Origin of the sequence: Marinobacter suaedae, from assembly GCF_030519635.1 — a bacterium.
Lineage (GTDB): Bacteria > Pseudomonadota > Gammaproteobacteria > Pseudomonadales > Oleiphilaceae > Marinobacter > Marinobacter suaedae.
The window spans coordinates 27,948-53,876 of sequence record NZ_JAUMIS010000002.1; the positions used below are offsets into that span (position 1 = coordinate 27,948).

General features: G+C 57.9%; 27 protein-coding genes. 16 read left to right on the plus strand and 11 right to left on the minus strand.

What is annotated here, in order from left to right; translation table 11 throughout:
• Positions 1-3: 3 nt before the first annotated feature.
• From eno to QVZ43_RS08985, 11 genes are all read left to right on the plus strand, one after another.
• Positions 4-1,299, plus strand: a complete 1,296-nt coding sequence (gene eno, locus QVZ43_RS08935) for a phosphopyruvate hydratase (protein WP_302909677.1) — start codon at positions 4-6, stop codon at positions 1,297-1,299.
• A 195-nt stretch (positions 1,300-1,494) separates the two neighbouring features.
• Positions 1,495-1,767, plus strand: coding sequence for a septum formation initiator family protein (locus QVZ43_RS08940; RefSeq protein ID WP_223795393.1), 273 nt, complete (start codon positions 1,495-1,497; stop codon positions 1,765-1,767).
• 38 nt (positions 1,768-1,805) lie between these two features.
• On the plus strand, positions 1,806-2,510 hold the full coding sequence (gene ispD, locus QVZ43_RS08945) for a 2-C-methyl-D-erythritol 4-phosphate cytidylyltransferase (protein ID WP_223795394.1): 705 nt from the start codon (positions 1,806-1,808) through the stop codon (positions 2,508-2,510).
• A gap of 24 nt (positions 2,511-2,534) precedes the next feature.
• Complete coding sequence (ispF, locus tag QVZ43_RS08950) at positions 2,535-3,014, plus strand: 2-C-methyl-D-erythritol 2,4-cyclodiphosphate synthase (RefSeq protein WP_223795395.1); 480 nt, start codon at positions 2,535-2,537, stop codon at positions 3,012-3,014.
• Positions 3,011-4,099, plus strand: a complete 1,089-nt coding sequence (gene truD / locus QVZ43_RS08955; protein WP_302909678.1) for a tRNA pseudouridine(13) synthase TruD — start codon at positions 3,011-3,013, stop codon at positions 4,097-4,099. Before ispF ends, truD begins: the two co-directional genes overlap by 4 nt.
• An 11-nt stretch (positions 4,100-4,110) precedes the next feature.
• A complete protein-coding gene (gene surE, locus QVZ43_RS08960; protein ID WP_302909679.1) occupies positions 4,111-4,881 on the plus strand; it encodes a 5'/3'-nucleotidase SurE in 771 nt (256 codons plus the stop codon).
• Positions 4,878-5,534 (plus strand): protein-L-isoaspartate(D-aspartate) O-methyltransferase, encoded by a 657-nt coding sequence (locus QVZ43_RS08965; RefSeq protein ID WP_223795398.1) that lies wholly within the window; start codon positions 4,878-4,880, stop codon positions 5,532-5,534. The genes surE and QVZ43_RS08965 overlap by 4 nt, the downstream gene beginning before the upstream one ends.
• Positions 5,531-6,502, plus strand: a complete 972-nt coding sequence (locus QVZ43_RS08970; protein WP_478219525.1) for a polyprenyl-phosphate transporter — start codon at positions 5,531-5,533, stop codon at positions 6,500-6,502. Before QVZ43_RS08965 ends, QVZ43_RS08970 begins: the two co-directional genes overlap by 4 nt.
• Before the next feature lie 271 nt (positions 6,503-6,773).
• Positions 6,774-7,577, plus strand: coding sequence for a peptidoglycan DD-metalloendopeptidase family protein (locus QVZ43_RS08975; protein WP_223795399.1), 804 nt, complete (start codon positions 6,774-6,776; stop codon positions 7,575-7,577).
• 196 nt (positions 7,578-7,773) lie between these two features.
• Positions 7,774-8,766, plus strand: coding sequence for an RNA polymerase sigma factor RpoS (gene rpoS / locus QVZ43_RS08980; protein ID WP_223795400.1), 993 nt, complete (start codon positions 7,774-7,776; stop codon positions 8,764-8,766).
• Between the two features lie 201 nt (positions 8,767-8,967).
• Complete coding sequence (locus QVZ43_RS08985) at positions 8,968-9,543, plus strand: chalcone isomerase family protein (protein WP_223795401.1); 576 nt, start codon at positions 8,968-8,970, stop codon at positions 9,541-9,543.
• 84 nt (positions 9,544-9,627) lie between these two features.
• Here the strand turns inward: QVZ43_RS08985 and nth are convergent, their stop codons facing one another.
• From nth to metG, 8 genes are read right to left on the minus strand one after another with little or no spacing between them, the layout of a single operon-like run.
• Positions 9,628-10,266 (minus strand): endonuclease III, encoded by a 639-nt coding sequence (gene nth / locus QVZ43_RS08990; RefSeq protein WP_302909680.1) that lies wholly within the window; start codon positions 10,264-10,266, stop codon positions 9,628-9,630.
• A 27-nt stretch (positions 10,267-10,293) separates the two neighbouring features.
• Positions 10,294-11,007: an electron transport complex subunit E gene (locus QVZ43_RS08995; protein ID WP_223795403.1), complete on the minus strand. Its 714-nt coding sequence runs from the start codon at positions 11,005-11,007 to the stop codon at positions 10,294-10,296.
• Positions 11,004-11,711, minus strand: coding sequence for an electron transport complex subunit RsxG (gene rsxG / locus QVZ43_RS09000; protein ID WP_302909681.1), 708 nt, complete (start codon positions 11,709-11,711; stop codon positions 11,004-11,006). The genes QVZ43_RS08995 and rsxG overlap by 4 nt, the downstream gene beginning before the upstream one ends.
• Before the next feature lie 3 nt (positions 11,712-11,714).
• The gene (gene rsxD, locus QVZ43_RS09005) at positions 11,715-12,767 is read right to left on the minus strand and encodes an electron transport complex subunit RsxD (protein ID WP_302909682.1); all 1,053 of its coding nucleotides are present in this window, start codon (positions 12,765-12,767) and stop codon (positions 11,715-11,717) included.
• A gap of 21 nt (positions 12,768-12,788) precedes the next feature.
• Positions 12,789-14,618: an electron transport complex subunit RsxC gene (rsxC, locus tag QVZ43_RS09010; RefSeq protein ID WP_302909683.1), complete on the minus strand. Its 1,830-nt coding sequence runs from the start codon at positions 14,616-14,618 to the stop codon at positions 12,789-12,791.
• Positions 14,618-15,196: an electron transport complex subunit RsxB gene (gene rsxB, locus QVZ43_RS09015; RefSeq protein ID WP_302909684.1), complete on the minus strand. Its 579-nt coding sequence runs from the start codon at positions 15,194-15,196 to the stop codon at positions 14,618-14,620. Before rsxB ends, rsxC begins: the two co-directional genes overlap by 1 nt.
• A 14-nt stretch (positions 15,197-15,210) precedes the next feature.
• Positions 15,211-15,792: an electron transport complex subunit RsxA gene (rsxA, locus tag QVZ43_RS09020; protein WP_041342626.1), complete on the minus strand. Its 582-nt coding sequence runs from the start codon at positions 15,790-15,792 to the stop codon at positions 15,211-15,213.
• 26 nt (positions 15,793-15,818) lie between these two features.
• Positions 15,819-17,864, minus strand: coding sequence for a methionine--tRNA ligase (metG, locus tag QVZ43_RS09025; protein WP_302909685.1), 2,046 nt, complete (start codon positions 17,862-17,864; stop codon positions 15,819-15,821).
• Between the two features lie 197 nt (positions 17,865-18,061).
• Here metG and apbC point away from each other — a divergent pair, with 197 nt between their 5' ends.
• The 4 genes from apbC (at position 18,062) to QVZ43_RS09045 (ending at position 21,783) form a co-directional block, all read left to right on the plus strand.
• Complete coding sequence (gene apbC, locus QVZ43_RS09030) at positions 18,062-19,162, plus strand: iron-sulfur cluster carrier protein ApbC (protein ID WP_302909686.1); 1,101 nt, start codon at positions 18,062-18,064, stop codon at positions 19,160-19,162.
• Positions 19,163-19,274: 112 nt separating this feature from the next.
• Positions 19,275-19,841: a dCTP deaminase gene (dcd, locus tag QVZ43_RS09035; protein ID WP_223795410.1), complete on the plus strand. Its 567-nt coding sequence runs from the start codon at positions 19,275-19,277 to the stop codon at positions 19,839-19,841.
• Positions 19,838-20,437: a YjaG family protein gene (locus QVZ43_RS09040; RefSeq protein WP_302909687.1), complete on the plus strand. Its 600-nt coding sequence runs from the start codon at positions 19,838-19,840 to the stop codon at positions 20,435-20,437. The genes dcd and QVZ43_RS09040 overlap by 4 nt, the downstream gene beginning before the upstream one ends.
• A gap of 68 nt (positions 20,438-20,505) precedes the next feature.
• Positions 20,506-21,783 carry a valine--pyruvate transaminase gene (locus QVZ43_RS09045; protein WP_302909688.1) on the plus strand — a complete coding sequence of 426 codons (1,278 nt, stop codon included), beginning with the start codon at positions 20,506-20,508 and terminating at the stop codon, positions 21,781-21,783.
• Here QVZ43_RS09045 and QVZ43_RS09050 read toward each other — a convergent pair.
• The 3 genes from QVZ43_RS09050 to purM all read right to left on the minus strand — a co-directional run bounded on the left by QVZ43_RS09050 (position 21,780) and on the right by purM (position 24,335).
• Positions 21,780-22,526: a DUF3108 domain-containing protein gene (locus tag QVZ43_RS09050; RefSeq protein WP_302909689.1), complete on the minus strand. Its 747-nt coding sequence runs from the start codon at positions 22,524-22,526 to the stop codon at positions 21,780-21,782. The genes QVZ43_RS09045 and QVZ43_RS09050 overlap by 4 nt on opposite strands.
• An 85-nt stretch (positions 22,527-22,611) precedes the next feature.
• A complete protein-coding gene (gene purN, locus QVZ43_RS09055) occupies positions 22,612-23,274 on the minus strand; it encodes a phosphoribosylglycinamide formyltransferase (protein WP_302909690.1) in 663 nt (220 codons plus the stop codon).
• Positions 23,271-24,335: a phosphoribosylformylglycinamidine cyclo-ligase gene (gene purM, locus QVZ43_RS09060; RefSeq protein ID WP_302909691.1), complete on the minus strand. Its 1,065-nt coding sequence runs from the start codon at positions 24,333-24,335 to the stop codon at positions 23,271-23,273. Before purM ends, purN begins: the two co-directional genes overlap by 4 nt.
• Positions 24,336-24,612: 277 nt before the next feature.
• Between purM and QVZ43_RS09065 the strand changes: the two genes are divergently transcribed.
• Positions 24,613-25,917 (plus strand): DUF2066 domain-containing protein, encoded by a 1,305-nt coding sequence (locus tag QVZ43_RS09065; RefSeq protein WP_302909692.1) that lies wholly within the window; start codon positions 24,613-24,615, stop codon positions 25,915-25,917.
• Positions 25,918-25,929 lie beyond the last annotated feature (12 nt).

The following is a 25,929-nucleotide window of genomic DNA, read 5'->3' on the forward strand; positions in this document are numbered from 1 at the left end:
AGTATGACTAAGATTGCCAATATCAAGGCTCGTGAGGTCCTCGACTCTCGCGGAAATCCGACGGTGGAAGCGGACGTTATCCTTGAGGACGGCACACTGGGCCGCGCCTGCGCGCCTTCCGGTGCATCCACAGGCTCCCGCGAAGCGCTGGAACTGCGCGACAAGGACGCGTCCCGTTACCTGGGCAAAGGTGTACTGAAGGCTGTTGAGGCGGTTAACGGAAAAATCCGTGACGCCCTGACGGGTAAGGATGCTGCGGACCAGCGTGGTATCGACAACAGCATGCTGGAACTGGACGGTACCGAGAACAAGTCCAACCTGGGCGCAAACGCTATCCTCGCTGTTTCCCTGGCTGCAGCGAAAGCCGCTGCCGAGTCTCTGGGCAAGCCTCTGTATGCTCACATCGCTGACGTCAACGGCACCTCTGGCAAGTTCTCTATGCCGGTTCCGATGATGAACATCCTCAACGGCGGTGAGCACGCGGATAACAACGTTGATATCCAGGAATTCATGGTTCAGCCGGTAGCAGCGAAGTCTTTCTCTGAAGCTTTGCGTATTGGCGCGGAAATTTTCCACAGCCTGAAGAAGGTCCTGCAGGCTCAGGGCCTGAACACCGCTGTGGGCGACGAAGGTGGTTTTGCGCCGAACCTGCCATCCAATGAAGCGGCATTGGCCGTGATCAAGGAGGCGGTTGAGAAGGCGGGCTATGCCTTGGGTACCGATGTCACCCTGGCACTGGACTGCGCATCTTCCGAGTTCTACAAGGATGGCCAGTATCAGCTGTCCGGCGAGGGCAAGAGCTTCGATTCCGAAGGTTTCGCCGATTACCTGGCGGGCCTGTGCGAGCGTTATCCCATCGTGTCCATCGAAGATGGTATGGATGAAAGCGACTGGAACGGCTGGAAAGTGCTGACTGACAAGCTGGGCAGCAAGGTTCAACTGGTGGGCGACGATCTGTTTGTCACCAACACCAAGATCCTGAAGCAGGGCATCGACAAGGGCATTGGTAACTCCATCCTGATCAAGTTCAACCAGATTGGCAGCCTCAGCGAAACTTTGGACGCCATCAAGATGGCTCAGGACGCCGGTTACACTGCGGTGATTTCCCACCGTTCCGGTGAGACTGAAGACACCACCATCGCAGACCTCGCGGTTGCTACCTGTGCTGGTCAGATCAAAACGGGCTCCCTGTGCCGTTCTGACCGTGTGGCCAAATACAACCAGTTGCTGCGCATTGAGCAGGAGCTGGAAGGAAATGCTACATACCGCGGCCTGAGTGAAATCAAGGGCCAAGGCTAATCCCGGGCGCTTCTCGACCGCGACAGGATTGATCGCGGTCACAGAATGAACAGGGCCATCGTGCACCGGACACAGTTTCGGAAGCGATGGCCTTTTCACACAACTGGTTAGAAGGATTTGTTGCTAATCTGCTACAAGAGCTATACTCCCGGTCTACGCTGAGTGTGTGATCGGCTTTTTTCGAATGGAACGGCAATGAAATTGCTCTGGGCAATCATGGTTACGCTTATTCTCGTTTTGCAGGGGCGCCTGTGGATCGGAGAAGGCAGTCTTGCGCAGGTTTGGGCGCTTGAGCAGTCTATTGCCGAGCAGCAACATGAAAATGCCGAGCTGGCGACCCGCAACGAACGCCTCTACGCAGAGGTCCGCAACCTGCGAAACCAGCAGGGCGCTGTGGAAGAGCGGGCCCGAATGAATCTTGGCTTGATTCGTCAGGACGAAACCTTTTTCCTCGTCGTGGAAAACTGATCACCGCGTTCTCTTTTTTACGCAGAAACTGATCCTTCATGACCTACCCAAAACGTTGGCTGATTGTTCCGGCCGCTGGTATTGGCCAGCGAATGCAGGCTGAGTGCCCGAAGCAATATCTCCGTATCCAGTCCCGCTTTATTCTCGATATCACGTTATCCCGCTTATTGGACGCCCTGCCATTCGATGGCTGCATGGTTCCGCTGAATTCTTCCGATGATTGGTGGAATGAAACCGAAGCAAGTCGGGATACGCGGGTCAGTACGTGTATGGGCGGTGAAGAACGGGCCGACTCGGTACGGGCTGCTTTGCAAGCGCTCTCGGACAAGGCTTCTCCGGAGGACTGGGTGCTGGTGCACGATGCCGCACGTCCCTGTGTTCACCGAGCTGATCTCGAACGCCTTGTCAGCACTGTTGGGAGTCACCCGGTTGGCGGCCTGCTTGCCGCTCCGGTGGCCGATACCTTGAAAAAGGGCGATAAAAGTACGACCCCGGAGGTCGTCGAGACTGTGGATCGCAAACATCTCTGGCGAGCCCTTACGCCGCAAATGTTTCGGTTCGGGATGTTGGTAGAAGCGTTGGAGAATGCTCGGCGCAATGAGCTTTCGGTCACTGACGAGTCCTCGGCACTTGAGATTTTCGGTAAGATTCCTGTTCTCGTGGAGGGGCGCCCCGACAACATCAAGGTCACCGTTCCAGCCGATCTGGAGTTGGCAGACTTTCTTTTGAACCGCTCGAAGTAAACCTTAATTTGGCCGGAGTCGAATATGCGAATAGGACAGGGCTTTGACGTACACGCCTTTGGTGAGGGCGACGCGGTTATTCTTGGTGGTGTGTCCATTCCCCATAATCAGGGACTGAAGGCCCATTCCGATGGGGATGTCTTGTTGCATGCGCTGGCTGATGCGCTGCTGGGAGCCGTTGCACTCGGTGATATAGGCCACCTGTTCCCGGACACCAGCGATGAGTGGGCGGGTGCCGACAGTCGTGATCTCTTGCGTCGGGTAATGAATAGGGTTCGGGAAGAGGGCTTTGGTGTGGTGAATGTGGATACCACTATTATTGCCCAGGCGCCAAAGATGGCGCCGCATATTGAAGCCATGCGGCTGAACATCGCCGAAGATCTTGGTATTCCGGCAAGCCGGGTCAGTGTGAAGGCGACCACGACCGAAAAACTCGGATTCACCGGTCGGGAAGAGGGGATTGCCTGCCAGGCCATATGCCTTCTGGAGCCGTCGTTCTCGTGACCGATTCCAGTGCGACGCCGCGACGTTGGTGTCTGGACTGGCCCACTTCAGGTGGTGGCCGGGTGGCTACCGCTGACCTGAAGACGGTACCCGAGGATTTTCGGGTTGATGAGATCCTCGACGACTTCCCGGTAATAACGGATCTGTCTGAGGTGAGCGGCAGTGGCGAGCACCTTTGTCTTCGGCTGGAGAAATCCGGCGATAACACAGAATACGTTGCTCGCGAGTTGGCCAAACTGTCCGGGTGTCGTGCCTTCGATGTAGGTTTTTGTGGTTTGAAGGATCGCCATGCGGTGACCCGGCAATGGTTTAGTATCTATCGCCCTGGTTTGGTCTCGGAGGATGAGGCCTATCTGGCCCGTGTCGCTGAACGATGGCAGGTGGTCGGGGCTTGTCGCTCTTCGCGAAAGTTGCGTCGGGGCGATCATCAGGGCAATCGTTTCGTCATTAGCCTTCGTCAGGTATCTGGCGACCGGGAGCGTATCGATCAGGCGCTGGCGAGAGTGAAGGGGCAGGGTGCGCCAAACTATTTTGGTCCCCAGCGGTTCGGTCACGACGGAAGTAATTTGGATCGGGCGGCCAGTATGGACCCTGATGCTTTGGACAGTCGGGGACGACGAGGAAAGGGTAAAAAGCGTGGTGGCGCTGGGGCGTCTAAAAACGTATTGTACTTTTCGGCGGCACGTTCATGGATATTCAACCAAATTCTGGCCGCTCGGGTGAAAAGCGGTGACTGGCTGTCCCCCATGGATGGTGAACCGGGTTTGAACGGCCAGCCGGGAACGGTGACTGGTCCCCTGTGGGGCGATGGTGGTACCACCGCCGAAGAAACACAGGCAAGGCTGGAATGGCAAATAGCCGAACAGTATCCTGAGCTACTGAAAGTCTTTTCTACCACGCGGATGAAGCCAGAGCGGCGCCCGCTGGTAGCCCGGCCTGCCGATTTAGACTGGCACTGGCTGGACGACGACTGCCTGCAAGTGGCATTTTCACTGGCGCCAGGCCAGTACGCTACGACGGTATTAAGTGACCTATTTGAGCTTGAGGACAGGAGCCTCGGCCAACATAACAAGCAACACGGCTAGCGGAGAACACGGTGCGCATTCTGTTGTCCAATGATGATGGTGTCCATTCGCCGGGGCTAATCGCCCTGTACGAGGGGCTTGAGGGTATTGGCGAGCTTGAAGTGGTTGCCCCCGATCGGGATCACAGTGGTGCCAGCAACGCACTGACTTTGAGCAGACCGCTAACGGTCGAGAAACATCCCAACGGATATCATTCCGTCGATGGTACGCCCACCGATTGCGTTCACCTGGCCGTCAACGGTTTGTTCGATGAACCTTTTGATCGGGTGGTTTCCGGCATCAACACCCACGCCAATCTGGGTGATGACATTATCTACTCCGGCACCGTGGCAGCGGCCACCGAAGGGCGACACCTTGGGTTGCCTGCCATTGCCGTTTCTCTGGTCAACAGCGGACACTTCCATTACGACACTGCAGCTCGTGTGGTGCGCGTACTTCTGGAATCTGATCGTCCTCTGGCGCTTGGCCCCCGATCCATTCTCAATGTGAATGTACCTGATGTCCCCTGGAGCGAATTGAAGGGTTTCCGTGTAACCCGGCTCGGTCATAGGGGCAGGGCGGAAGGTGCGGTGCCAATGACCTGTCCCCGCGGGAAGCAGCGCTACTGGATCGGTGCGGCAGGAGAGGGCGGCGATGCCGGCCCGGGCACGGATTTTCAGGCCATTAAAGAGGGTTACGTTTCGATCACCCCAGTACATGTCGATATGACTCGCCATGAGGCCATGAGTCGTCTGGCGGATTGGGTTGATGAGTTGAATACCGGTGAGGTCGATCCGTCGTGAATGCTACCTTGCAGGGGATTGGTATGACCTCCCGGCGCACCCGCATGCGGCTGGTGCAAAGACTGAAGGAGGCCGGCATCCAGTCAGAACCGGTCCTGGATGTGATGGCGGACGTGCCCCGGCACATCTTTCTTGATGAGGCCTTGTCACACCGGGCGTATGAGGATACCTCACTGCCCATTGGTCATGGACAGACGTTGTCTCAGCCTTATATTGTTGCCCGGATGACGGAGCTGCTGCTGGCTCACGAGCCCAACCGGATACTTGAGCTTGGTACCGGGTCCGGTTACCAGACCGCAATACTGGCCCAGATCTTTCCCGAGATTTTCAGTGTTGAACGCATCAGACCCCTGCAGGACCGGGCCCGGCACCGCCTGCGTCAGCTTGACGTCCGTAACGTGCAGATGAAGCATGCCGACGGTGGCATGGGTTGGCCCGATAAAGGACCGTTCGATGGCATTATCGTGACGGCGGCCCCCGAGGAGATTCCTGAAGAGCTGTTGGCCCAGTTGGATGAGGGCGGAGTATTGATCGCTCCGGTGGGTGAGACCGATCAGGTGCTGGTGGAGGTGGTCCGCCGGGGTGACCGGTTTGTGCGCCGGGATCTCGAGCCTGTTCGCTTCGTGCCCCTGTTGGGGGGCGTGATCCGTTGAGTCAGAAAAACTTCGACCCCTCGGATGAATACCATAACCATCATCCCGCCGCTGTCTATCTCCGGGGGATGGCCATGGGCGCTGCGGATATTGTTCCCGGCGTATCCGGGGGCACCATCGCCTTCATCACCGGCATTTACTTCCGCTTGCTTGAGGCCATCAGTGCGGTACCTGAAGCGGTTTTCCGGCACTTGTTCCGCGGCCAGCTCAAGGCTTTCTGGACCGCCTGCGATGGGACATTCCTGCTCTGCCTGATGGCAGGTGTCCTTACCAGCATTCTGACTCTGGCCTCGGTGATCGGAGCTGCACTGGAGCAGTATCCGGTGCTGGTATGGAGTTTCTTCTTCGGCCTCATTCTGGCGTCGGTCTGGCATGTTAGCCGGCAGATTAAACGGTTCAGCCCCCGTCTGGCGGTACCGCTTGTTGCCGGTGTTGTCATAGCCTGGACGATTACCTCCCTGACAGCCAACCAGCTGAATCCATCGCCGGTGATCTTTTTCGGAGCTGGTGCCGTGGCAATCTGCGCGATGATTCTGCCCGGTATTTCCGGCAGTTTCATTCTTGTGATCCTGGGCATGTACGCCCACGTGCTTTCTGCCATCAAATCCTTTGAATTGGTGCACCTCGGGCTCTTTGCCGCAGGCTGCGTTGTGGGATTGCTGTCGATCGCACGACTGATTACCTGGGCATTCCGCCATTTCCACGATGCTGTATTGGCGTTGTTGACCGGATTCATGATCGGCTCACTCAATAAAGTATGGCCCTGGAAGGAAACTCTGAGTTGGCGTATCAATAGTGCCGGCGACAAGGTGCCTCTGACAGAGGCCAGTATCAGTCCACTTTCCTTTGCCGAGTTAACCGGTCAGTCTCCACAGATAACCGGGGCGATTATCTGTGCTCTGGGTGGTCTTGTGCTCGTTTTTATGATCGAGTGGGTGGGGCAGAGCCGACGTCGTCAGGAGTGTTAAGAAGTGTTACCTGCCGCACATAGCCGGTGTTTCGCCCGGTAACAGATCGGTTCAGAGGGTAACTTGGATTCGTTTCGGAATTGTGCAATATATTAGTAAGTTAGTCTTATAAAGAATAAAACGCCAGAATCAGTGCCGTAGCTGACTGCGGTTTCTCCCAAACGGATTGAATTTTATTTCTGTGACAATTTTTCCCGGGATTATGAATGCTCCTTTTGCCGTGCTCGTGCGGCTCCCCGGTGGTGCAATCCGGGCGCTTTGTGCCCGGAGCATGGCTGCAAATGGAGCCGTACTGGCCGGTTTGTTCTGTGTATTGATGCTGAGCGGATGTAATACCCCGGCTCTGTATAAGGATGATCTGTACAACCCGCCGGTCTACTGGGGACAGCATGTGGTTCGCCCTGGTGAAACCCTCTACAGCATTGCATGGCGCTATGGGCGTGATTACCGGGAACTAGGTAGTGCCAACGGCATCCGCGAGCCCTGGACCCTCAAGGCGGGGCAGGTGCTTCGGCTCGATCGAACGGGCACCATTACAGCTTCTCGCCCAGCGGCTTCGACTGCATCCCGCCCGGCACAGGCGCCCACCAGGCCACGGGTAGCTCCTCCCCAAGCAGCTCCGAAGACTGCCCCAAAACCCAAGGTTACCAAGCCACCGAAAAAGACCGCACCGCTGGTGAGTCAGAGCCAGACCGTGGGCCGGATCGACTGGCGATGGCCTCACGTTGGCACCGTACTTGCTGGTTATTCTTCATCTGGCAAGGTGAACAAAGGCCTTGATATTGCCGGAAAACCTGGTGATGCCGTAAAGGCCGCCGCTAATGGAAATGTGGTGTATGCAGGAAATGGGTTGCTTGGTTACGGCAATCTGATTATTGTGAACCACAATGAGCATTTTTTAAGCGCCTACGCACACAACCGCAAGATTCTGGTGCGAGAAGGGGAGGATGTGAAAGCCGGTCAGGTGATAGCTGAGCTTGGCAGCAGCGGCGCAGAACGACCCATGTTGCATTTTGAGATTCGAAAGAATGGCAATCCGGTCGACCCCGCCCACTACCTGCCTCCACGACAGTAAAGATCCAGACAGTACTCTACTGCCACCGACTGCCGGCACTAACCAAAAACCGTGTTGTTAACAAGAATAACAAGGGCAACGGTGATGGCCGGCTAGCCCAGGTAATTCCTGATAACGAAGGAAGACCACGAACGTCCGCATGTAAGACGGAGTATCGGGCGACTAAACAGGATTTCTGAAAGACGGGGCAATACACATGTCAGCAGAGCGTGAAGAGACTATTGTCGATCGGGTCGCAGATGTAGAAGAATCCGAAGAAGAGCTGCACGAAGAAAAGGCGGAAAGCCAATCAAGCAACGATGACGCAGCCGAGACAGAAGAAATTTCCAGCCAAGGTCGTTACGGTTCGAGTCAAAAGCAACTGGACGCCACCCAGCTTTACCTGAATGAAATCGGATTTTCCCCACTCCTGACTCCCGAAGAAGAGGTTTATTTCGCCCGCCTCGCGCGCAAGGGAGAGGAGTCTGGCCGCAAGCGGATGATTGAAAGCAACCTCCGTCTGGTGGTCAAAATTGCCCGGCGCTACGTGAATCGCGGCTTAACACTCCTCGACCTGATCGAGGAAGGCAATCTTGGCCTGATCCGGGCCGTCGAAAAGTTTGATCCGGAGCGTGGCTTTCGGTTTTCTACTTACGCTACGTGGTGGATTCGCCAGACCATTGAGCGGGCGATCATGAATCAGACCCGGACGATTCGCCTCCCGATACACGTTGTGAAGGAGTTGAATCTATACCTTCGTGCGGCCCGTGAGCTGACCCAGAAACTGGATCACGAGCCTTCAGCCGAAGAGATTGCACAGCTGGTCGATAAGCCCGTGGCGGACGTCAAGCGAATGCTGGGGCTCAATGAGCGCGTTGCGTCCATGGACACTCCAATCGGGACCGGTGGCGATAAATCTCTGTTGGATACGGTGGCGGATGAAGGCGCCACAGACCCTGCGGAAGTCCTCCAGGACGACGACATGTGTAGCTGTCTGGAGAAGTGGATCGACCAGCTCAGCGATAAGCAGCAGGAAGTACTGGCCAGGCGCTTTGGCCTTCGGGGTTACCCCGTCAGCACCCTGGAAGAGGTTGGTCACGAGATTGGCCTGACTCGTGAGAGGGTTCGCCAGATTCAGGTAGAAGCATTGCGCCGACTGCGTGAAATCCTTGAGAAGGAAGGTCTGTCCGGGAATCTTCTGTTCAAGTAAAAGTTGAGAAAAAACAAAGGTCGATCGGTGAGAGCCGGTCGGCCTTTCTTTTTTTTAATATCATTGCAAATGAGAACCAGGTGCCGAATCGTGGCCCTTTAGCGTTGGTAGAATGCGGATTCCAGGTGGGGATAAGGCTGTCGAAGCCTGGGCACGCACGTTTGAAACGCGTAGATAATAATGATCTAAAAGGAAAGGACTATGAAGAAGGCTATCTCAACTGGTTTCGCATCTCTTTTTATGGCCGCGGCGCTGTCCGCGCCGGTTTCTGCACTGACTGTCGATGGTGTCGACGTGCCTGATACCTATACCGCTATGGATACCGAGCTGAAGCTGAACGGCGCTGGTACCCGTTCCAAGTGGTTCATGGATCTTTACGTTGGTGGTCTGTATGTACCACAGGCGGCTAATGACGGTGCCGCGGTGATCAACGCTGATGAGCCCCAGGCCATTACCCTGCATATTATCTCTGACATGATCACCAGTGAGCGCATGACGGAAGCCACCCTCGAAGGCTTCGAAGCGTCTACCGGCGGTAACACGGCTCCCGTTAAGACTGAGATTGATCGCTTCATGAACGTGTTCAAGGAAGAGATTAAAGAAGGCGACGTATTCGACCTGGTTTATCTGCCGGGGGAGGGCGTGAAGGTGCTTAAGAATGGCCAGAAGAGGGACACCGTGGGTGGCCTTGAGTTCAAGAAAGCGCTGTTTGGTATCTGGCTGTCTGACAAGCCGGCTCAGAAAGATCTGAAAAAAGCGATGCTGGGCCAGCGTTAATCGAAGGCTTCTGCAACGAAAAGCCGGCACTTGATGCCGGCTTTTCTGGTTATGGGGCCACAGCCCTTACGAGACCTCCTGTAGCTAGAGGTAATCCCGCTTCTCCTTGAACTCGCACAGGTCTTCGATCATGCAGGCGCCGCATTTCGGCTTGCGCGCCGTGCAGGTGTAGCGTCCGTGCAGAATCAGCCAGTGATGGGCGTCTAGAAGGAACTCTTTCGGCACCAGTCGAAGCAGGCGCTTTTCCACCTCGAGAACGTTTTTGCCGGGTGCAATGCCGGTCCGGTTCGATACCCGGAAGATGTGGGTGTCCACGGCCATGGCCATATGCCCGAATGCCGTATTGAGTACCACATTAGCGGTTTTACGCCCCACCCCTGGCAATGCCTCAAGCTCTTCGCGTTTTTCTGGTACCTGGCTTCTGTGCTTTTCAATCAGGATGCGACAGGTCTTGATGACGTTTTCGGCCTTGCTGTTGAACAGCCCGATGGTCTTGATGTATTCCTTCAGCCCATCGACGCCGAGCGCCAGAATAGCTTCCGGAGTGTTGGCTGCGGGGAACAACTTGTCCGTCGCTTTGTTTACCCCAACATCCGTCGCCTGAGCCGACAGGATAACCGCGATCAACAGCTCGAACGGGGTTGAGTAATTCAGCTCAGTGGTTGGGTTCGGATTCGCGTCACGGAGCCGGGTAAAAATTTCGGTGCGTTTTTGCTTGTTCATAGCGTTCAGGTCTCAACTTGGCAGGGCTCAGGACACATCACCGGTGACTCGAACGCGCTTGCTGCCCGGGGCCACTGACGGAGCTGCCGCCTTGCGCCGCTCTTCCAGTCGGTTGTCGATGCCATTTTTGAGGGCGATCAACAGACCAAGGCCGACGAAAGCGCCGGGTGGCAGCACCATAAAGAGTACATCCGGGTAGTTCTCGAAGGGGCGGATTACCCAATCTGCGGCGCCCGGCCCCAGAAGCAGGTTCATGTCAGCGAACAGCGTACCCTGGCCAATCAGCTCCCGCAGACCACCCAGCACGATCAGGACGAACAGGAAACCCAGCCCCATCATCAGGCCATCCAGTAAGGCTGGTCCGGGTGTGGTCTTGGAAGCAAAGGCATCGGCCCGGCCGAGGATGGCGCAGTTGGTGACGATCAGGGGAATGAAAATGCCAAGGATCTGATAAAGCTCGTAAGTGAACGCCTGCATGAGCAGTTCGGTACAGGTGACGAAGGACGCAATGATCATGACGAACGCGGGCAAGCGAACCGACTCGCCGACAAAGTTGCGAATCAGGGATACCGCCAGGTTGGATCCCATCAGTACGATCAGGGTGGCCAGCCCAAGGCCGATGGCATTGACCACGGTGCTGGTGACGGCCAGAAGCGGGCACAACCCGAGGACCTGCACCAGTGCCGGGTTGTTGTTCCACAGTCCGTCGTTAATGATTTCTCTGGAGGTCTTGGTGGTCATGATGATGAACGCTCTCCAGTGGTGGAATGTTCTGACAGGGATTGACCGCCATCGTCTCCCTCAGGTGCCTGGCCGTCTGCAGCCAACTGTGAACGGATGTCCTGACGATGTTTCCGGAAATAAACCAGTGTGCGCTGAACGGCTTTGACCACGGCTTGCGGTGTTATGGTGGCGCCGGTGAACTGGTCAAACTCCCCCCCGTTTTTGCGCACGTTCCATTTGCGGTAGGGCGGCTCGCCCAGGTTTTCACCGGCGAAGTCCGTAATCCAGTCGGATTTCTTCACCTCGATCCGGTCACCCAGCCCCGGTGTTTCCTTGTGGCTGGTGACGCGCACCCCCAGCAAGGTCCCGTCCATATCTAGGCCAACCAGCAGGCGGATATTCCCGGAGTAACCGTCAGGTGCCACCACGGGCAGAATCATCCCCGTCGGCTCACCATTCTGCCGGGCCACCCAGGCGACGGGGGGAGCAGCGGTGGTCAGATTCTCGTCACTGGGCAACTGGACTCTGTCGGTCAGAAGGTCGTTGTCGTGTTCACTTTCCGGGATGATCTCGAACAAGGCGCTGGCTTCGGCCCGGGCGGCCTGTTCCTGGATTCGATCTTTGGTGATGGCCTGGGTCACCGCGATGGTGCCCCCGGTAATCAGGGCGAACAAGCCCAGACCAATGGCGCTTCGGCGGACAGATTGTGCAATGGCTGACATGGCTTATCCCCGGCTCCGGCCTGGCACACCACGGCGAGGCTTGTGGTGTCCGTAAGTTCGCGGTGGCGTGTAGTGGTCGATAAAGGGTACGGCGAAATTCATCAGCAGAACGGCGAAGGCTACCGCATCCGGGTAGTTGCCCCAGGTCCGGATGATGTAGATCAGAACACCAATGCCTGCACCGTAAATCAGTTTCCCCTGACGACTTGTGGCCGCCGACACTGGATCGGTGGCAATAAAAAACGCTCCGAACATGGTCGCACCTGCCAGCAGGTGCAGGGACAGGGGCGCGTATTCGTCCGCGTTGCTGCCAAAGGCCAGGCTCATAAAGGTGAGAGCGGCCAGGAAGCTCACGGGAATGTGCCAGGTGATCACGCGTAAACCGATCAGCAGCAGTCCACCCGCCAGGAATGCGCCGTTCACCCATTCCCATCCCAGTGCAACGCCCTCTCCGAAGGAGGGGTGTTCGAGCACTTCAGAGGAGGTGAAGGAGGCAATCTTGTGCTTGTACTCGTCCAGGGGCGTGGCCATGGTCCAGCCGTCGATCACCGTTTGCTGGCCGGAGGCGATGGCAGACAGGGTTTCGCCAAATCCGGGAGTACCGCCCGACAGCATGACTGGCTGAGCCCAGTTGGTAGTCATGGCCACCGGAAAGGAAATGAGCACGAGGGCGTAGCCCACCATCGCCGGGTTAAACGGGTTGGAACCAAGCCCCCCGTACAGCTGCTTGGCCACCACAATGGCGGAAATGACCGCCGTGGCGGATACCCACCAGGGCGTAAACTGCGGTAGCGATAAGCCAAGCAGAAGCCCGGTAACGGCGGCGGTGTTGTCTTTCAGGAAGAAGGCCACCGGCTTGCCGCGCAGTTTGAGTACGGCGGCCTCGCTTGCCATGGCAACCCCAACACACCAGACCACATTGATCAGATTTCCCCAGCCAAAGAACAGGGTTTGCGCGAGCAGTCCCGGCAACGCCGCAATAATGACCCACAGCATCACTCGGGACGTCGGGCGGGCCTGGCGGGCGTGAGGTGAAGACTGTTGAACGAACGACATGAATATAGTGCCTGAAATCGGTTATTCGTTTGACTGGGATTGGGTTTGGCCAGCCTGTTGTTGGCGGGCCTCAGCGAGAGCCTCTTCGGCGCGCTTTACACGATCCTGATTTTTGCTGACGGCCCGCTGGAGTTTGTCCACGTTGTCGGCCTCTTTGCTCCGGGCTTCTTTCAGCATGTCCCCCATATTACGGAGCTTGGCCTGGGCCTGTGCCAGTTGTTTTTCGAGGGTTTCAATGTCTGGTGCGTCCGGTGCGGGCTTATCGTGTGCCGCTTCGCTGGTATTGGCTTCTGCCTTGGCCTTCTTGCGAGCCAATGCCTGTTGAACCAGCGCAGCCTTGGCAGCCCGTTCGTCGGTGTCGCCATCTGCCGAGGGCGCGGACTGTTCGGCCTGGGCTTTCTTCTTTGCCTGTGCCTCGGCCGCAGCTTTGGCTCGTTCTTTCCGGCGCTGTTCTTTCTCGCGTTTTTCCCGCTCCAGCCGTTCCTGACGGGCCTCGAAACGCTCCCGCGCTCGATCGGCTTTTTCCTGCTCTGACCGCTGTACACGGATTTCGCCCTTGGCGTGCCGGTAATACTGTACCAGCGGAATGGAGCTCGGGCAGACGTAAGAGCAGGCCCCGCATTCAATGCAGTCGAACAGGTTAAGGTGCTCGGCCTTTTCAAACTCGCCCGCCTTGGCGTGCCAGAACAGTTGCTGCGGAAGCAGTTCCATGGGGCAGGCCAGCGCACATTCGCCGCACCGGATGCATGGCTGTTCTGGCGGCGGTACAGGTAATTCGGCGCTGGTGGCGGCGATCACACAGTTGCTGGTCTTGACCACCGGAACAGCCGCGCTGTTGAGCGTGTACCCCATCATGGGGCCACCGAGCACCAGTCGGTTGGTACGTTCGGCATCGAGGCCGGCCTGTTCCAGGAGGTACGATATCGGCGTACCGATCAGAGCTTCGAAGTTGCCCGGTTCCGCAACGCCTTCTCCGGTGATGGTGACAATCCGGGAAACCAGAGGCCTGTCCTCAAATATTGCGTCAGCCACCGCTACGGCCGTTCCGATGTTCTGACACATCACGCCTATGTCCGCCGGAATGCCGCCGCTGGGCACTTCCATCCCGGTCAGGATGTGAATCAGCTGTTTCTCTCCACCGGACGGGTATTTGGTCGGGATTACCGCCAGTTCTATCTGGGTGCCCTGAATGGCCCTGTTGATCGACTCTATGGCCTCGGGTTTGTTGTCCTCAATGGCAATGACACAGCGCTCAGGGCGCAGAATCCAGGCCATGACCTTCAGGCCAGCCACGATGTCGGCGGCTTTTTCGCGCATGGTCATGTCGTCGGCGGTGATGTACGGCTCGCACTCGGCACCGTTGAGGATCAGGGTGCTGACTTTTCGGTCCCGGGGCGGTCGCAGTTTGACGTTGGTGGGAAATCCAGCGCCGCCAAGTCCGGAGATGCCGGCCTCGCGAATCAGGCCCAGTACCTGATCCCGCTCGAGGGCCCGGTAATCCTTGATGGGGTGGCGTTTTCTCCACTCATCCTCTCCATCGGGCCGCAGCGTCACACACCAGTCTTGCATGCCCGAGGGGTGGGGAACGGGCTGAAGGCTGATGGCTTCAATAATGCCTGAGGTGGGCGCATGGACGGGGACACCCAGGCCGCTGGTCACTTCGGCCAGTTTGTCGCCTTTCTGAACCCGGTCGCCAACCTTGACCAGAACCTGCGCGGGTTCGCCAATATGCTGTTGCAGCGGGACAACCAGCTGGTCGGGCAGTCCCGCCTGACGAATGGGGCGCTGGGTCGACTGATGTTTGTTCTCGGCCGGGTGGATACCGCCGGGAAACTCCCAAAACTGTGTCATCAGGCTCTGGCTCCCTGGCGGTCGGTGGCGATCAGGTTTTTGGCTGGCGCGGACCAGGTCCAGGTACGGATATCCGGTTCGACGGTAACCATGTCGATGCAGTCTACCGGGCAGGGCTCTACGCACAGGTCACAGCCGGTGCACTCGCTCTCGATGACCGTATGCATGTGCTTGGCAGCGCCCAGAATGGCATCAACCGGGCAGGCCTGGATGCACTTGGTGCAGCCGATACATTCGTCCTCGCGGATGACCGCGACCCGCTTTTCCTGCTCGACGCCGTGCTCGGCATCCAGCGGTTGGGGCTCCACGTCCAGCAGGTCCGCCAGGGCCTTGATCGTTGATTCACCACCGGGTGGGCACTTGTTGATGGCGTCGCCGTCGGCAATGGACTCGGCGTAGGGGCGGCAGCCGGGGAACCCGCACTGGCCACACTGGGTCTGGGGCAGCAACGAATCGATCTGGTCGACCAGCGGGTTGCCTTCAACCCGGAAGCGTTCGGAGGCAAAGCCCAGCAACCCGCCAAACACGAGGGCGAGGGTGAGCAGCACCAGAACTGCGATGACAATGCCCGTCCACATACAACCTGTCTCCGTTACACGCTGACCAGGCCGGTAAAGCCCAGGAACGCCAGCGACATCAAACCCGCAGTCACCATGCCAATGGCCGCGCCCCGGAACGCAACCGGCACATCAGACACCGCAATCCGTTCGCGCATGGCGGCAAACAGCACCAGTACCAGCGAGAAGCCAGCTGCTGCCCCGAAGCCATACAGTACCGATTCGACAAAGTTGTTGTTCTTGTTGAGGTTAAGCAGCGCCACCCCCAGTACCGCGCAGTTGGTGGTAATCAGGGGCAGGAAGATACCCAGTACCCGATAGAGCAGGGGGCTGGTCTTGCGTACCACCATCTCGGTGAACTGAACCACCACCGCAATCACCAGGATAAAGGTGATGGTTTTCAGAAAGGCCAGATCCAGTGGCGCCAGCAGGTAGGTGTAGGCCAGATAGCTGCACACTGATGACAGAGTCAGAACAAAGGTGGTGGCCAGGGACATGCCCATGGCGGTTTCCAGCTTGCCGGAAACCCCCATGAACGGGCAAAGCCCCAGGAACTGCACCAGTACAAAGTTGTTCACCAGAATGGTGCTCACCAGGATCAGTAGATATTCCGTCATCGGTACTGCTCAGCCTCGCCAGTGAATTACATGATCCGCATGCCGGGTGTCGCGCCGGAGTCCGGTGACAGGATGAAGATATCCTTGCCCCCGGGGCCGGCTGCCAGAACCATGCCTTCGGACAGGCCGAACTTCATCTTACGCGGCTTCAGGTTCGCCACCATGACCGTCAGGCGGCCTTCCAGGTCTTCCGGCCGGTAGGCGGACTTGATGCCAGCGAACACGTTTTTGTCACCGTGGCCGATATCGAGGGTCAGGCGCAGCAGTTTGTCAGCGCCCTCGACGTGCTCGGCTTTGACAATTTTGGCCACGCGCAGGTCGACCTTGGCGAAGTCACCGAACTCGATTTCGTCGGCGACCGGTTCCAGCTTGCTTTCCTCTTCCTGCTTGGGGTCTTGCTTGTGGGCTGGAGCGGGCAGCTCTTCCCTGGAATCGTCCAGCATCTTTTCAATCTGGCTCATATCCACGCGGTTCATCAGTGGCTTGAACTTGTTGATGTGGTGATTTTCCAGCAACTGCTCGCGGTTGTTCCAGTCCAGCTTGGCGCTGAGGAAATGCTCAGAGGCTTCCGCTGTTTTTGGCAGTACCGGAGCCAGGTATGTCATCAGCAGGCGGAACATATTGATAGCGTTGGTGCAGATGGCCTGCAGCTTCTCGTCGTGACCTTCCTGCTTGGCGATTACCCACGGCTGCTCGTCGTTCACATACTGGTTGGCGGTGTCCGCAAGTTCCATGATGCGGCGCATGGCGCGGCCAAACTCTCGGGCTTCGTAGAATTCTTCAATTTCCTTGCCGGCATCGATGAATTCCCTCAGGCGTTCGACTTCTGTCACCTGACCGAGCTGCCCGTTGAAACGCTTGGTGATGAATCCGGCACTGCGGCTGGCAATGTTGACCACTTTGCCAACCAGGTCGGAGTTCACCCGGGCGGCGAAATCTTCCAGGTTCAGGTCCATGTCATCGACACCGCTGGTCAGCTTGGCGGCGAAGTAGTAACGCAGGTATTCCGGATTCAGGTGATCCAGATAGGTGCGCGCCATGATGAAGGTGCCACGGGACTTGGACATCTTCTTGCCGTTCACGGTCACAAAACCGTGGGCCCAGACCGCGGTTGGTGTTCGGAAGCCCGCATCGTGCAGCATCGACGGCCAGAACAGGGCGTGGAAGTTGATGATGTCCTTACCGATGAAGTGGTACACCTCGGCGGTGGAATCGGTCTTCCAAAAGTGCTCGAAGTCGATGTTTTCACGGTTACACAGGTTCTTGAAGCTGGCCAGGTAGCCGATGGGCGCGTCCAGCCACACGTAGAAATACTTGCCAGGGGCATCCGGAATTTCGAAACCGAAGTAGGGGGCATCCCGGGAGATGTCCCATTCCTGCAGTCCGGCATCCAGCCATTCGGCCAGCTTGTTGGCTACCTGCGGCTGTAGGGTGCCGCTACGGGTCCAGTTTGCCAGGAAGTCAGCGAAGTCCGGCAGTTTGAAGAAGTAGTGTTCGGACTCCTTCTCGATCGGCGTGGCGCCGGACACGGCAGAAACCGGGTTGATCAGTTCTGCCGGGGTGTAGGTGGCGCCACAGGCTTCGCAGTTGTCGCCGTACTGGTCTTCGGTTTTGCACTTGGGGCAGGTGCCTTTAATAAACCGGTCTGCCAGGAACATGTTCTTTTCAGGATCGTACGACTGGGTGATCTTGCGCGTGGCAATGTGGCCGTTTTCCTGAAGCTGGCGGTAGATGTACTCGGAAAACTGACGGTTCTCTTCCGAGTGCGTGGTGTAATAGTTGTCGAACCGAATGTGGAAACCGGCGAAGTCCTGCTGGTGTTCCTCGCGAATCCGGTCAATCAGCTGCTCGGAGGTAATGCCTTCACGCTCGGCTCGCAGCATGATCGCCGTACCGTGGGCGTCGTCGGCGCAAACGTAGTAACAGTTCTGGCCCCGCATGTTCTGGTAGCGTACCCAGATGTCGGTCTGAATGTATTCCAGCAGGTGACCCAGGTGAATCGGGCCGTTGGCGTAGGGCAGTGCGCTGGTAACCAGAATGTCGCGCTGTTGCTTTGCACTCGCTTGCGTCATGGTGTGTCCGAACCTTTCATCAGAAAATAAGGGGTTGTGTGGTCAGAAACGGGCACAAATGATACCTTCCGCCCAGATAATTTTCACCCAGATCACCTGTTTCCATGCCATTGGAAGCCCTGAACGGCAGGTAATTGTTTATACGCCGTTCTTTTCACGGCGTCGGAACATCGCTTGAGACACTTTCGGAGACCCCGATGACACAGATTTCAGAGCAGGCTCTGCAGGCGGCCATCAAAGAATATCGTGACCCGTACCTTGGTAAGGATTTGTACGAACTCGGCGCTGTTAAAGCCCTTGAATCCAGTGAATCCGGTGAGGTTAAGTTGGTGGTCGAGCTGCCATATCCGTCAGCGGGCATTGCCGGCGCCCTGAAGCAGCTGGTGGCCGTGGCGCTGGAAAACGTTGACGGTGTGGAAAGTGCCGACGTTCAGGTAGGCCAGAAAATCCATTCGTACAAGGTGCAGAAAGATCTTCCTTCTGTTCCGGGTGTGAAGAACATTATTGCTGTGGCATCCGGCAAGGGTGGAGTGGGTAAATCCACGACAGCTGTGAATCTGGCGCTCGCGCTGCAGGCCGAAGGGGCGCGGGTAGGCATCCTGGACGCCGACATCTATGGACCCAGCATTGGCATGATGCTGGGTGTGCCCGAGGGCAAGCGCCCGGATACCCGGGAGAATAAGTACTTCGTGCCTATGCCGGTGCATGGCCTGCAGGCCAACTCCATGGCCTTTGTGGTGACCGAGAAGACACCCATGGTCTGGCGCGGGCCGATGGTGAGTGGCGCCGTGTTGCAGTTGCTGCAGCAGACGCTCTGGGATGAGCTCGACTATCTGATCGTGGATATGCCGCCGGGCACCGGCGACATTCAGCTGACTCTGGCCCAGAAGGTCCCCGTGACCGGAGCAGTGATTGTGACCACGCCGCAGGACATTGCCCTGCTGGACGGTAAGAAGGGCATCGAGATGTTCCGTAAGGTCGACATTCCGGTGCTGGGTGTGGTCGAAAACATGAGTGTGCACATCTGCAGCAACTGCGGACACGAGGAGCCGTTGTTCGGTCACGGTGGTGGTGAGCGGATCGCCGAGGAGTACGACACCGAGCTGCTGGGCCAGTTGCCGCTGCACATGACCATCCGCGAGCAGACCGATGGCGGTAATCCCTCAGTAATTGCCGAGCCGGATTCCGAGGTGGCACGTCGCTACCGGGACATTGCCCGCCGGGTTGGTGCTCAGCTTTCCACCCGGGAGCGCAATCTCGGTGGGTCGATTTCCAGTGTGTCGGTGACTGAGCACTGAGCTCGGAACGAGTGCACAGACGCCCATTGGGGCGCCATTCGCACCTTCGACAGGTTGCCGAGTAACGGGTAAACTACGCCTCAATTTTTCAAGTGGAATGAGACTTCTACCAATGAGCATCAAGTCCGATAAGTGGATTCGCCGTATGTCCGAGCAGCAGGGCATGATCGAGCCGTTTGAATTCGGTCAGGTCCGTGAGTCCGAGAAAGGCCGGGTTATTTCCTACGGTACGTCGAGCTACGGCTACGACGTGCGTTGCAGCAACGAGTTCAAGATCTTCACTAACGTTCATTCGGCGACCGTGGACCCGAAAAACTTCGACGAAAACAGCTTCGTGAACTACACCGGTGATGTGTGCATCATTCCGCCGAACTCGTTCGCACTGGCACGCACCGTGGAATATTTCCGTATCCCACGCAACGTGCTCACCATCTGCCTGGGCAAATCCACCTATGCCCGGTGCGGTATCATTGTGAACGTCACGCCGCTGGAGCCCGAGTGGGAAGGTCAGGTGACTCTGGAATTCTCCAACACCACCAACCTGCCGGCAAAAATCTACGCCAACGAAGGCGTAGCCCAGATGCTGTTCTTCGAATCCGATGAGGTGTGTGACACCAGCTACAAGGATCGCGGTGGTAAATACCTCGGCCAGACCGGAGTAACCCTGCCCAGGACATGAACGCCAACCAGTTTCTGAAAGCCGTTTCCCAGTTGCAGGGATGGCGCGAATGCGCCTTCCTGCTGGCCCTTGCCGAGCGTTCGTTTCCCAATTACGCACTGTTTGCTGACGCCGTCGGTCTGAAAACCGGAGCCAAGATGCGGCAGTTGCTGGATCTTGGCTGGGATCTGCTGCAAGACAGCTCAAGCGAGGCGGCAATTCCGCAGCTGCTGGCCAGGCTCGAAGGCCTGTCTCCGGACGTTGATGCTTACGACGCCTACGGTGTCTATCCCGCGTTTGATTTCTGCCAGTTGCTGGAGCAGGCGCTGCTGAATCGCCTGAATCCGGCCCGTCATCGTGCCTCCGAGGCTTCCCAGCTGGCAACCTCGACAGTGGTCAGCTTTATCGAGGTCTCGGAGGGGGATGAGCTCAGCGAGGATGATCTGGTGCGCGTGCTGGATCATCACCCGCTGATGAAAGAAGACAAGGCTTTTCAGCGTGATCTCGTGTTGTCGCTGAAGCGTCAGCGAACGCCAACCGAATCTTTCGTAGAGAAACTCAGGGATGATGCGGCCAATGGCGGTGTCAGTAATCTGGGGATTGCCCTGGGCGACTGACCCCGGGCTACACTTTTCCTGCGGCGTGCGCCGTTAATCCATCTGGTGTGTTTGACAGGCTGTTCTCAATGAAACTCTCCACCTTTGGACGCAAATTTACCGCCGATTCCGGCATTACCTCCCTGATGGACGATCTGGGCAATGCCATGGCGTCCGGTGATGACATGATCATGATGGGGGGAGGTAACCCCGGACACATCCCTGAAATACAGGAGCGGGTCCAGTCCATACTGGCGGAACTGAGCGCCAGCGACCAGCATGTCCGCCGCCTGGTGGGTGTGTACGATCCGCCCCAGGGAGAGAAACAGTTTATTTCGTCGCTGGCGGATCTGCTTAACCGGGAGTATGGCTGGGGGCTGGAGCCTGAGAACATTGCCTTGACCAATGGCAGCCAGGCCGCCTTTTTCATGTTGTTTAACATGTTCGGCGGTGACTACGGCAACGGCCAGCGCAAGCACATCCTGCTGCCACTCGCCCCGGAGTATATTGGTTATGCCGACGCAGGTATCGAACCCGGGCTGTTCCGGGCGGTCCAGCCGGATATTTCCTTCACCGACGGGCATGAGTTCAAGTATCGCGTCGATTTCGACGCCGTTGAGGTAACCGGCGAGACGGGCGCTATTTGTGTGTCCCGACCGACCAACCCGACCGGGAATGTGGTGACGGATGACGAGCTGGCGCGCCTGGAGGCCTTGGCGCGGGAGCACGACGTGCCGCTGATTGTCGATGGTGCCTACGGCACCCCGTTCCCGAGCCTGCTGTTCGTGGATGCGAAACCCACCTGGAATGACCAGATTATTCTGTGCCTGAGTTTGTCCAAGCTCGGGTTGCCGGCGGCGCGCACGGGCATCGTGATTGCTGCAAAGCCAGTTATCAAGGCGTTGTCCGGTATCAATGCCATTATGAATCTGGCCACGGGAAGCTTCGGGGCGATGCTGGCGGAGCCACTGGTACGTTCCGGTGAAATCCTCAGTCTCAGCCGTGATGTAGTGTGTCCGTTTTATCGCGAGAAAATGGAAAAGGCGGTGGGGGTGTTCCATGACGCCATGGGCGAGGCGGACTGCCGCTGGTATATCCATAAGCCCGAAGGCGCCATGTTCCTGTGGCTCTGGTTCCCGGATCTGCCTGTGACCAGTCTGGCGTTGTATCAGCGGCTAAAGGCCAGGGGCGTACTGGTGGTGTCTGGTCACTACTTCTTCCCCGGATTGCCGGATGACGGCTGGCGTCATCGCCACGAATGCCTGAGGGTCACCTATTCCCAGGACGATGACCGGGTGGCCGAAGGTCTTCGGATTATCGCCGATGAAGTGAAGCGGGTCTGGGCCGAGCACCGGGGCGGGGCTTAACCCCCCACCTCGGATTGGGTGAGTCGCAACTGGTAGGTGCTGCCGTCCGGCTCCACCTGCCGGAGCTGAATAAGCAGGTAGTCCCGTTCCGGCGCAAACCACATCAGGGTTTCCCGCTTGGAGTCTTCCTCCCGAATCTTTTCCGCCTTCAGGGTAAGGGTGGAGCCGTTTGAGGTGTCCAGAGGTTCCTGATCAATGATGGCAAAGCGGTCTGTGTCGTACCGGTTTCCATCAATCACTCGGTAGGTCATGTCTTTCTGGCCGCGCTTTATGTCCTGGCTGAGTTGCAATTGAAGGCCCAGCGGATCGAGCGCGCCGTCTTCCAGATCCAGAGTAAAGTCCTTGTTTTTATATTCGCCGGTTGCCTTGCCGGACTCCCAGTCAAAATTGATGGACTCTTTCCGGTCCCTGATCAGGAAGCCCGAAAGCCGGTAACGATAGCGGATCGGAATCACCCGGTTGTTTTGCCAGCGGAGCACCAGGGATTCATCAATGTCTGCGATGAACGAATCAACTTTGGTGCGGTAGAGCCAGGTCCCATCTTCACGGGGTGAGAGTGTGCGGGTGGCGGTGCCATCGATGGCGACGCCCTTGTTCATGGAGGCGGTGTAGGTCACCTCATAGGGGAGCAGTTCGGTTTGTTGCTCGGCGTGGGCTGCCGTAGTTAGAGCGCCGGCACTGACGACCAGGAGCCAGGCGGTGAAGCGGGGCAGCGTTTTAGCGGGTGTGCGATACGAATCCATGTGTGGTAACCCAATGCTGTCACAGTTAGCGACAGTTTAGCGGGTTACCACGCAGGAAGGGATGACAATACGTTCAGGGTGGGAATCAGTTATCAGGCAGTCGCATCGGGCTTTTCAGGAGTTCGCCATCAAACATGGCGAAATCGCTGCCCAGTTGGATGCGGCCCTCGCAGAACCAGCGAATAACGATCGGATACAGCACGTGCTCCCGGGCCTGAACCCGCTCTTCCAGGGACTCGGCGGTGTCTTCCGGCAGAACCTGGACCTCGGCCTGAGCGATGACGGGGCCGCCGTCGAGTTCTTCGGTGACGAAGTGAATCGATGTCCCGTGTATGGCTTCCCCGGCATCCAGCGCTCGCTGGTGGGTGTTCAAGCCGGTGTACTTGGGCAGCAGTGACGGGTGCACGTTCAGCAGCTTACCCCGGAAGGCTCGCACGAAATCGGTGGTCAGGATTCGCATGAAGCCGGCGAGCACGATGAGATCCGGGTTGTGGCGGAGGATTTCTGCCATCAGGGCACCATCGAACTCTTCCCGTGACTGGTGCTTGGTGTGGTCAACCACGAAGGTTTCGATGTTGGCCTGTGCCGCCCGTTCCAGGGCAAATGCCTGGGGCCGGTTGCAGCCAACGGCGACAATTTTGCCCGGGAAATCACGCTCCCGGGATGCATCAATCAGCGCCTGAAGGTTTGAGCCACTGCCGGATGCCAGGATCAGAATACTTGGCTGAGGTGCTGGATCTGCCTTCATGTATTCAACAGCCCCGGAGCATAGCGAACGACGGCGTCGGTGCCAGTGTCTTCGGCCTGTTCAATAACGCCTACCTGCCAGGCATGTTCACCGAGTTCGGTAAGGGTATTTAGCGCCTGGTCTTTCTGGTCGGCCGGTACGCAGACAATCATACCCACGCCGCAGTTGAAGGTGCGGTACATCTCCTCGCTTGCCACGCCTCCGGCATCTTTCAGCCACTGGAATACAGGGGGCAGGGTCCAGCTGCCGGTATCGATCGCGGCAATGGTTCCCTTCGGCAGAACCCGGGGAATGTTCTCGGGCAGGCCGCCGCCGGTGATGTGAGACAGCGCGCGTACATCGACCCTGCGAATCAGCTCCAGCAGGTTCTTCACGTAGATGCGGGTCGGCGCCATCAGTGCATCGGCCAGGGTGGTATCGCCCATCGGCTGGTTCAGGTCAGCGTTGCTTACTTCCAGAATCTTGCGAATCAGTGAGTAGCCATTGGAGTGAGGGCCGGAGGAACCCAGGGCGATCAGCGCATCACCTGCCTGCACCCGGCTGCCGTCGATGATTTCGCTGCGCTCGGCCACGCCCACGCAGAAGCCTGCGAGGTCGTAGTCGTCGCCTTCGTACATGCCGGGCATCTCGGCAGTTTCGCCACCAACCAGCGCACAGCCAGCTTGCTCGCAACCGGTGCCGATTCCGGCAACTACCTGAGCAGCCACGTCCACGTTGAGCTTACCGGTGGCGTAGTAGTCGAGGAAGAACAGAGGCTCTGCGCCGCCCACCACGAGGTCGTTCACACACATGGCCACCAGGTCGATACCGATGCTGTCGTGCTTCTTGAGTTGCATGGCCAGGCGCAGCTTGGTGCCCACGCCATCGGTTCCGGAGACCAGTACCGGTTCTTTATACCCGGTGGGAATGGACACCATGGCGCCGAATCCGCCGAGACCGCCAAGCACTTCCGGGCGTCGTGTACGTGCTGCCGTATCCTTGATCCGGTGGACGAGTTCGTTACCGGCATCAATGTCAACGCCAGCATCACGGTAGGTAAGGGAGGGCTTCTGTTCGCTCATGGGGAGTCATTAACCGTTGGCAGTGGAAAAGTAGGCGGCGAATTTTACCAGTTGCGGGATGGGGGGCCAAATGTAATTGAGCTTTGTTGAGTGGGGCTTTGCGAGTTGCCAAGTGGCTGGCAATATTGCTCTTATGCAATTGTTGGTTGCTACTCACGCTTTGGGCCATGGTGTATCCTATGCGCCATTCATCCGAACACCAGGGTATTTCATGTCTGTATCACGATCAGGACCACTTCCAGCCTGTTTTCGCAGGCTGGTCATGCAGGTTGCCGCTATGGGTATTTTGTTCGCGGCATATGCTTTCCCGGCCTCGGCGGTCACCGTGCCCGGCCTTTATTCGGTTGAGGTTCCCGTCAGTGGTTCCTCGCCCCAGCAGCTGGCGGTAGGGTATGCCGACGGTCTGGCAAGAGTATTTGTGCGTGTGTCCGGCTCGCGGGATGTTCTGGAACTCGAGGGCATTGAGGCGTTGTTGGATGATGCTGAGTCTCTGTTGTTGTCCTATCAGTTTTTCAGCAACGAGGCGGGTGGAAACCGACTGCAGATGTCTTTTGGTGCGGTGGGTGTCAATCAGGCACTGGCCTCCATCAATGCCCCGGTCTGGGGGGCGAATCGCCCGCTGACGCTGGCCTGGGTAGCGGTCGAGGACCGCGGCGCCCGGACCTTGCTCACGAGCAGCCCGGTGCCACCCGATGCGGATCCCGCGATGCCGGCTATTGCCTGGCGGCAGGCTTTTGAACAGGCCTCCAGCGATCGGGGGCTGCCGGTGGCACTGCCGCCAGAGGTCTATCGGGGCAACCGGGAATTGCTGTCGGATCTCTGGGGTCAGTTTATTGGTCGCATCCGGGACGCGTCGGACAGCCTGGATCATGATGCGCTTGCGTTGGTGCGTGTGAGTCGAAGTGGTGGTGCGTGGCGCGCGGGCTGGGTCTTTGAAGGTATGTCTATGGATTCCGCCGAGCAATCGGTGACTGCAGCAACACCGGAAGCGCTGGCCCGGGAAGTGGTGAATCGCTGGGCGGATCAGTACGCCAATCGCTATGCCGTTTCGGCAGCGGATGTGGGCGAATCGCCGCAGGTGGACATTGTGCTCCGTGGTGTAGGCTCGCTGGCGGACTATGGTTCGGCAACGAAAGCCCTGCAGGGTCTCACCCCGGTTACCAGGGTCGGTGTCAACCGTTTGAAGGAGAATCAGTTGACCCTGCGGGTGGCGTTCTCCGGTGAACTGGACCAGCTCAAGGAATACATTGCCCTCGATACCCGTTTCGTGCCGCTTGAACAGCAGGAAGTGGCATCCCTGCTTAGCCAGCCCGCGGCAACTTCGGAGCCGGCGAAGGAAAGTGTTCCTGCCCAGTCCCAGGAAAGTGAGGCAAATGAAGGGAGTGAAGTGGCCGATGGAGCGGTTACCGGAGGCGACGGGGAAGTCGGAGCACCGGCGACGGAGTCAGCTACATCACCTGTAGCCTACGAATCGGCGGAAGTCGATGAGCAGGAGGCTGAGCAAGCGTTCGAATCCCTCTATCAGGTACTGTATTATCGATGGCAACCTGGTTCGGTCATCGGAACGGGTGACGGAGAGTAAGGCGGTTCCGGA

Coding starts and splice junctions, on each gene's coding strand:
- eno (WP_302909677.1), top strand. CDS start 4: ATGACTAAGATTGCCAATATCAAGGCTCGTGAGGTCCTCGACTCTCGC.
- QVZ43_RS08940 (WP_223795393.1), top strand. CDS start 1,495: ATGAAATTGCTCTGGGCAATCATGGTTACGCTTATTCTCGTTTTGCAG.
- ispD (WP_223795394.1), top strand. CDS start 1,806: ATGACCTACCCAAAACGTTGGCTGATTGTTCCGGCCGCTGGTATTGGC.
- ispF (WP_223795395.1), top strand. CDS start 2,535: ATGCGAATAGGACAGGGCTTTGACGTACACGCCTTTGGTGAGGGCGAC.
- QVZ43_RS08975 (WP_223795399.1), top strand. CDS start 6,774: ATGGCTGCAAATGGAGCCGTACTGGCCGGTTTGTTCTGTGTATTGATG.
- rpoS (WP_223795400.1), top strand. CDS start 7,774: ATGTCAGCAGAGCGTGAAGAGACTATTGTCGATCGGGTCGCAGATGTA.
- QVZ43_RS08985 (WP_223795401.1), top strand. CDS start 8,968: ATGAAGAAGGCTATCTCAACTGGTTTCGCATCTCTTTTTATGGCCGCG.
- nth (WP_302909680.1), bottom strand. CDS start 10,266: ATGAACAAGCAAAAACGCACCGAAATTTTTACCCGGCTCCGTGACGCG.
- QVZ43_RS08995 (WP_223795403.1), bottom strand. CDS start 11,007: ATGACCACCAAGACCTCCAGAGAAATCATTAACGACGGACTGTGGAAC.
- rsxG (WP_302909681.1), bottom strand. CDS start 11,711: ATGTCAGCCATTGCACAATCTGTCCGCCGAAGCGCCATTGGTCTGGGC.
- rsxD (WP_302909682.1), bottom strand. CDS start 12,767: ATGTCGTTCGTTCAACAGTCTTCACCTCACGCCCGCCAGGCCCGCCCG.
- rsxC (WP_302909683.1), bottom strand. CDS start 14,618: ATGACACAGTTTTGGGAGTTTCCCGGCGGTATCCACCCGGCCGAGAAC.
- rsxB (WP_302909684.1), bottom strand. CDS start 15,196: ATGTGGACGGGCATTGTCATCGCAGTTCTGGTGCTGCTCACCCTCGCC.
- rsxA (WP_041342626.1), bottom strand. CDS start 15,792: ATGACGGAATATCTACTGATCCTGGTGAGCACCATTCTGGTGAACAAC.
- metG (WP_302909685.1), bottom strand. CDS start 17,864: ATGACGCAAGCGAGTGCAAAGCAACAGCGCGACATTCTGGTTACCAGC.
- apbC (WP_302909686.1), top strand. CDS start 18,062: ATGACACAGATTTCAGAGCAGGCTCTGCAGGCGGCCATCAAAGAATAT.
- dcd (WP_223795410.1), top strand. CDS start 19,275: ATGAGCATCAAGTCCGATAAGTGGATTCGCCGTATGTCCGAGCAGCAG.
- QVZ43_RS09040 (WP_302909687.1), top strand. CDS start 19,838: ATGAACGCCAACCAGTTTCTGAAAGCCGTTTCCCAGTTGCAGGGATGG.
- QVZ43_RS09045 (WP_302909688.1), top strand. CDS start 20,506: ATGAAACTCTCCACCTTTGGACGCAAATTTACCGCCGATTCCGGCATT.
- QVZ43_RS09050 (WP_302909689.1), bottom strand. CDS start 22,526: ATGGATTCGTATCGCACACCCGCTAAAACGCTGCCCCGCTTCACCGCC.
- purN (WP_302909690.1), bottom strand. CDS start 23,274: ATGAAGGCAGATCCAGCACCTCAGCCAAGTATTCTGATCCTGGCATCC.
- purM (WP_302909691.1), bottom strand. CDS start 24,335: ATGAGCGAACAGAAGCCCTCCCTTACCTACCGTGATGCTGGCGTTGAC.
- QVZ43_RS09065 (WP_302909692.1), top strand. CDS start 24,613: ATGGGTATTTTGTTCGCGGCATATGCTTTCCCGGCCTCGGCGGTCACC.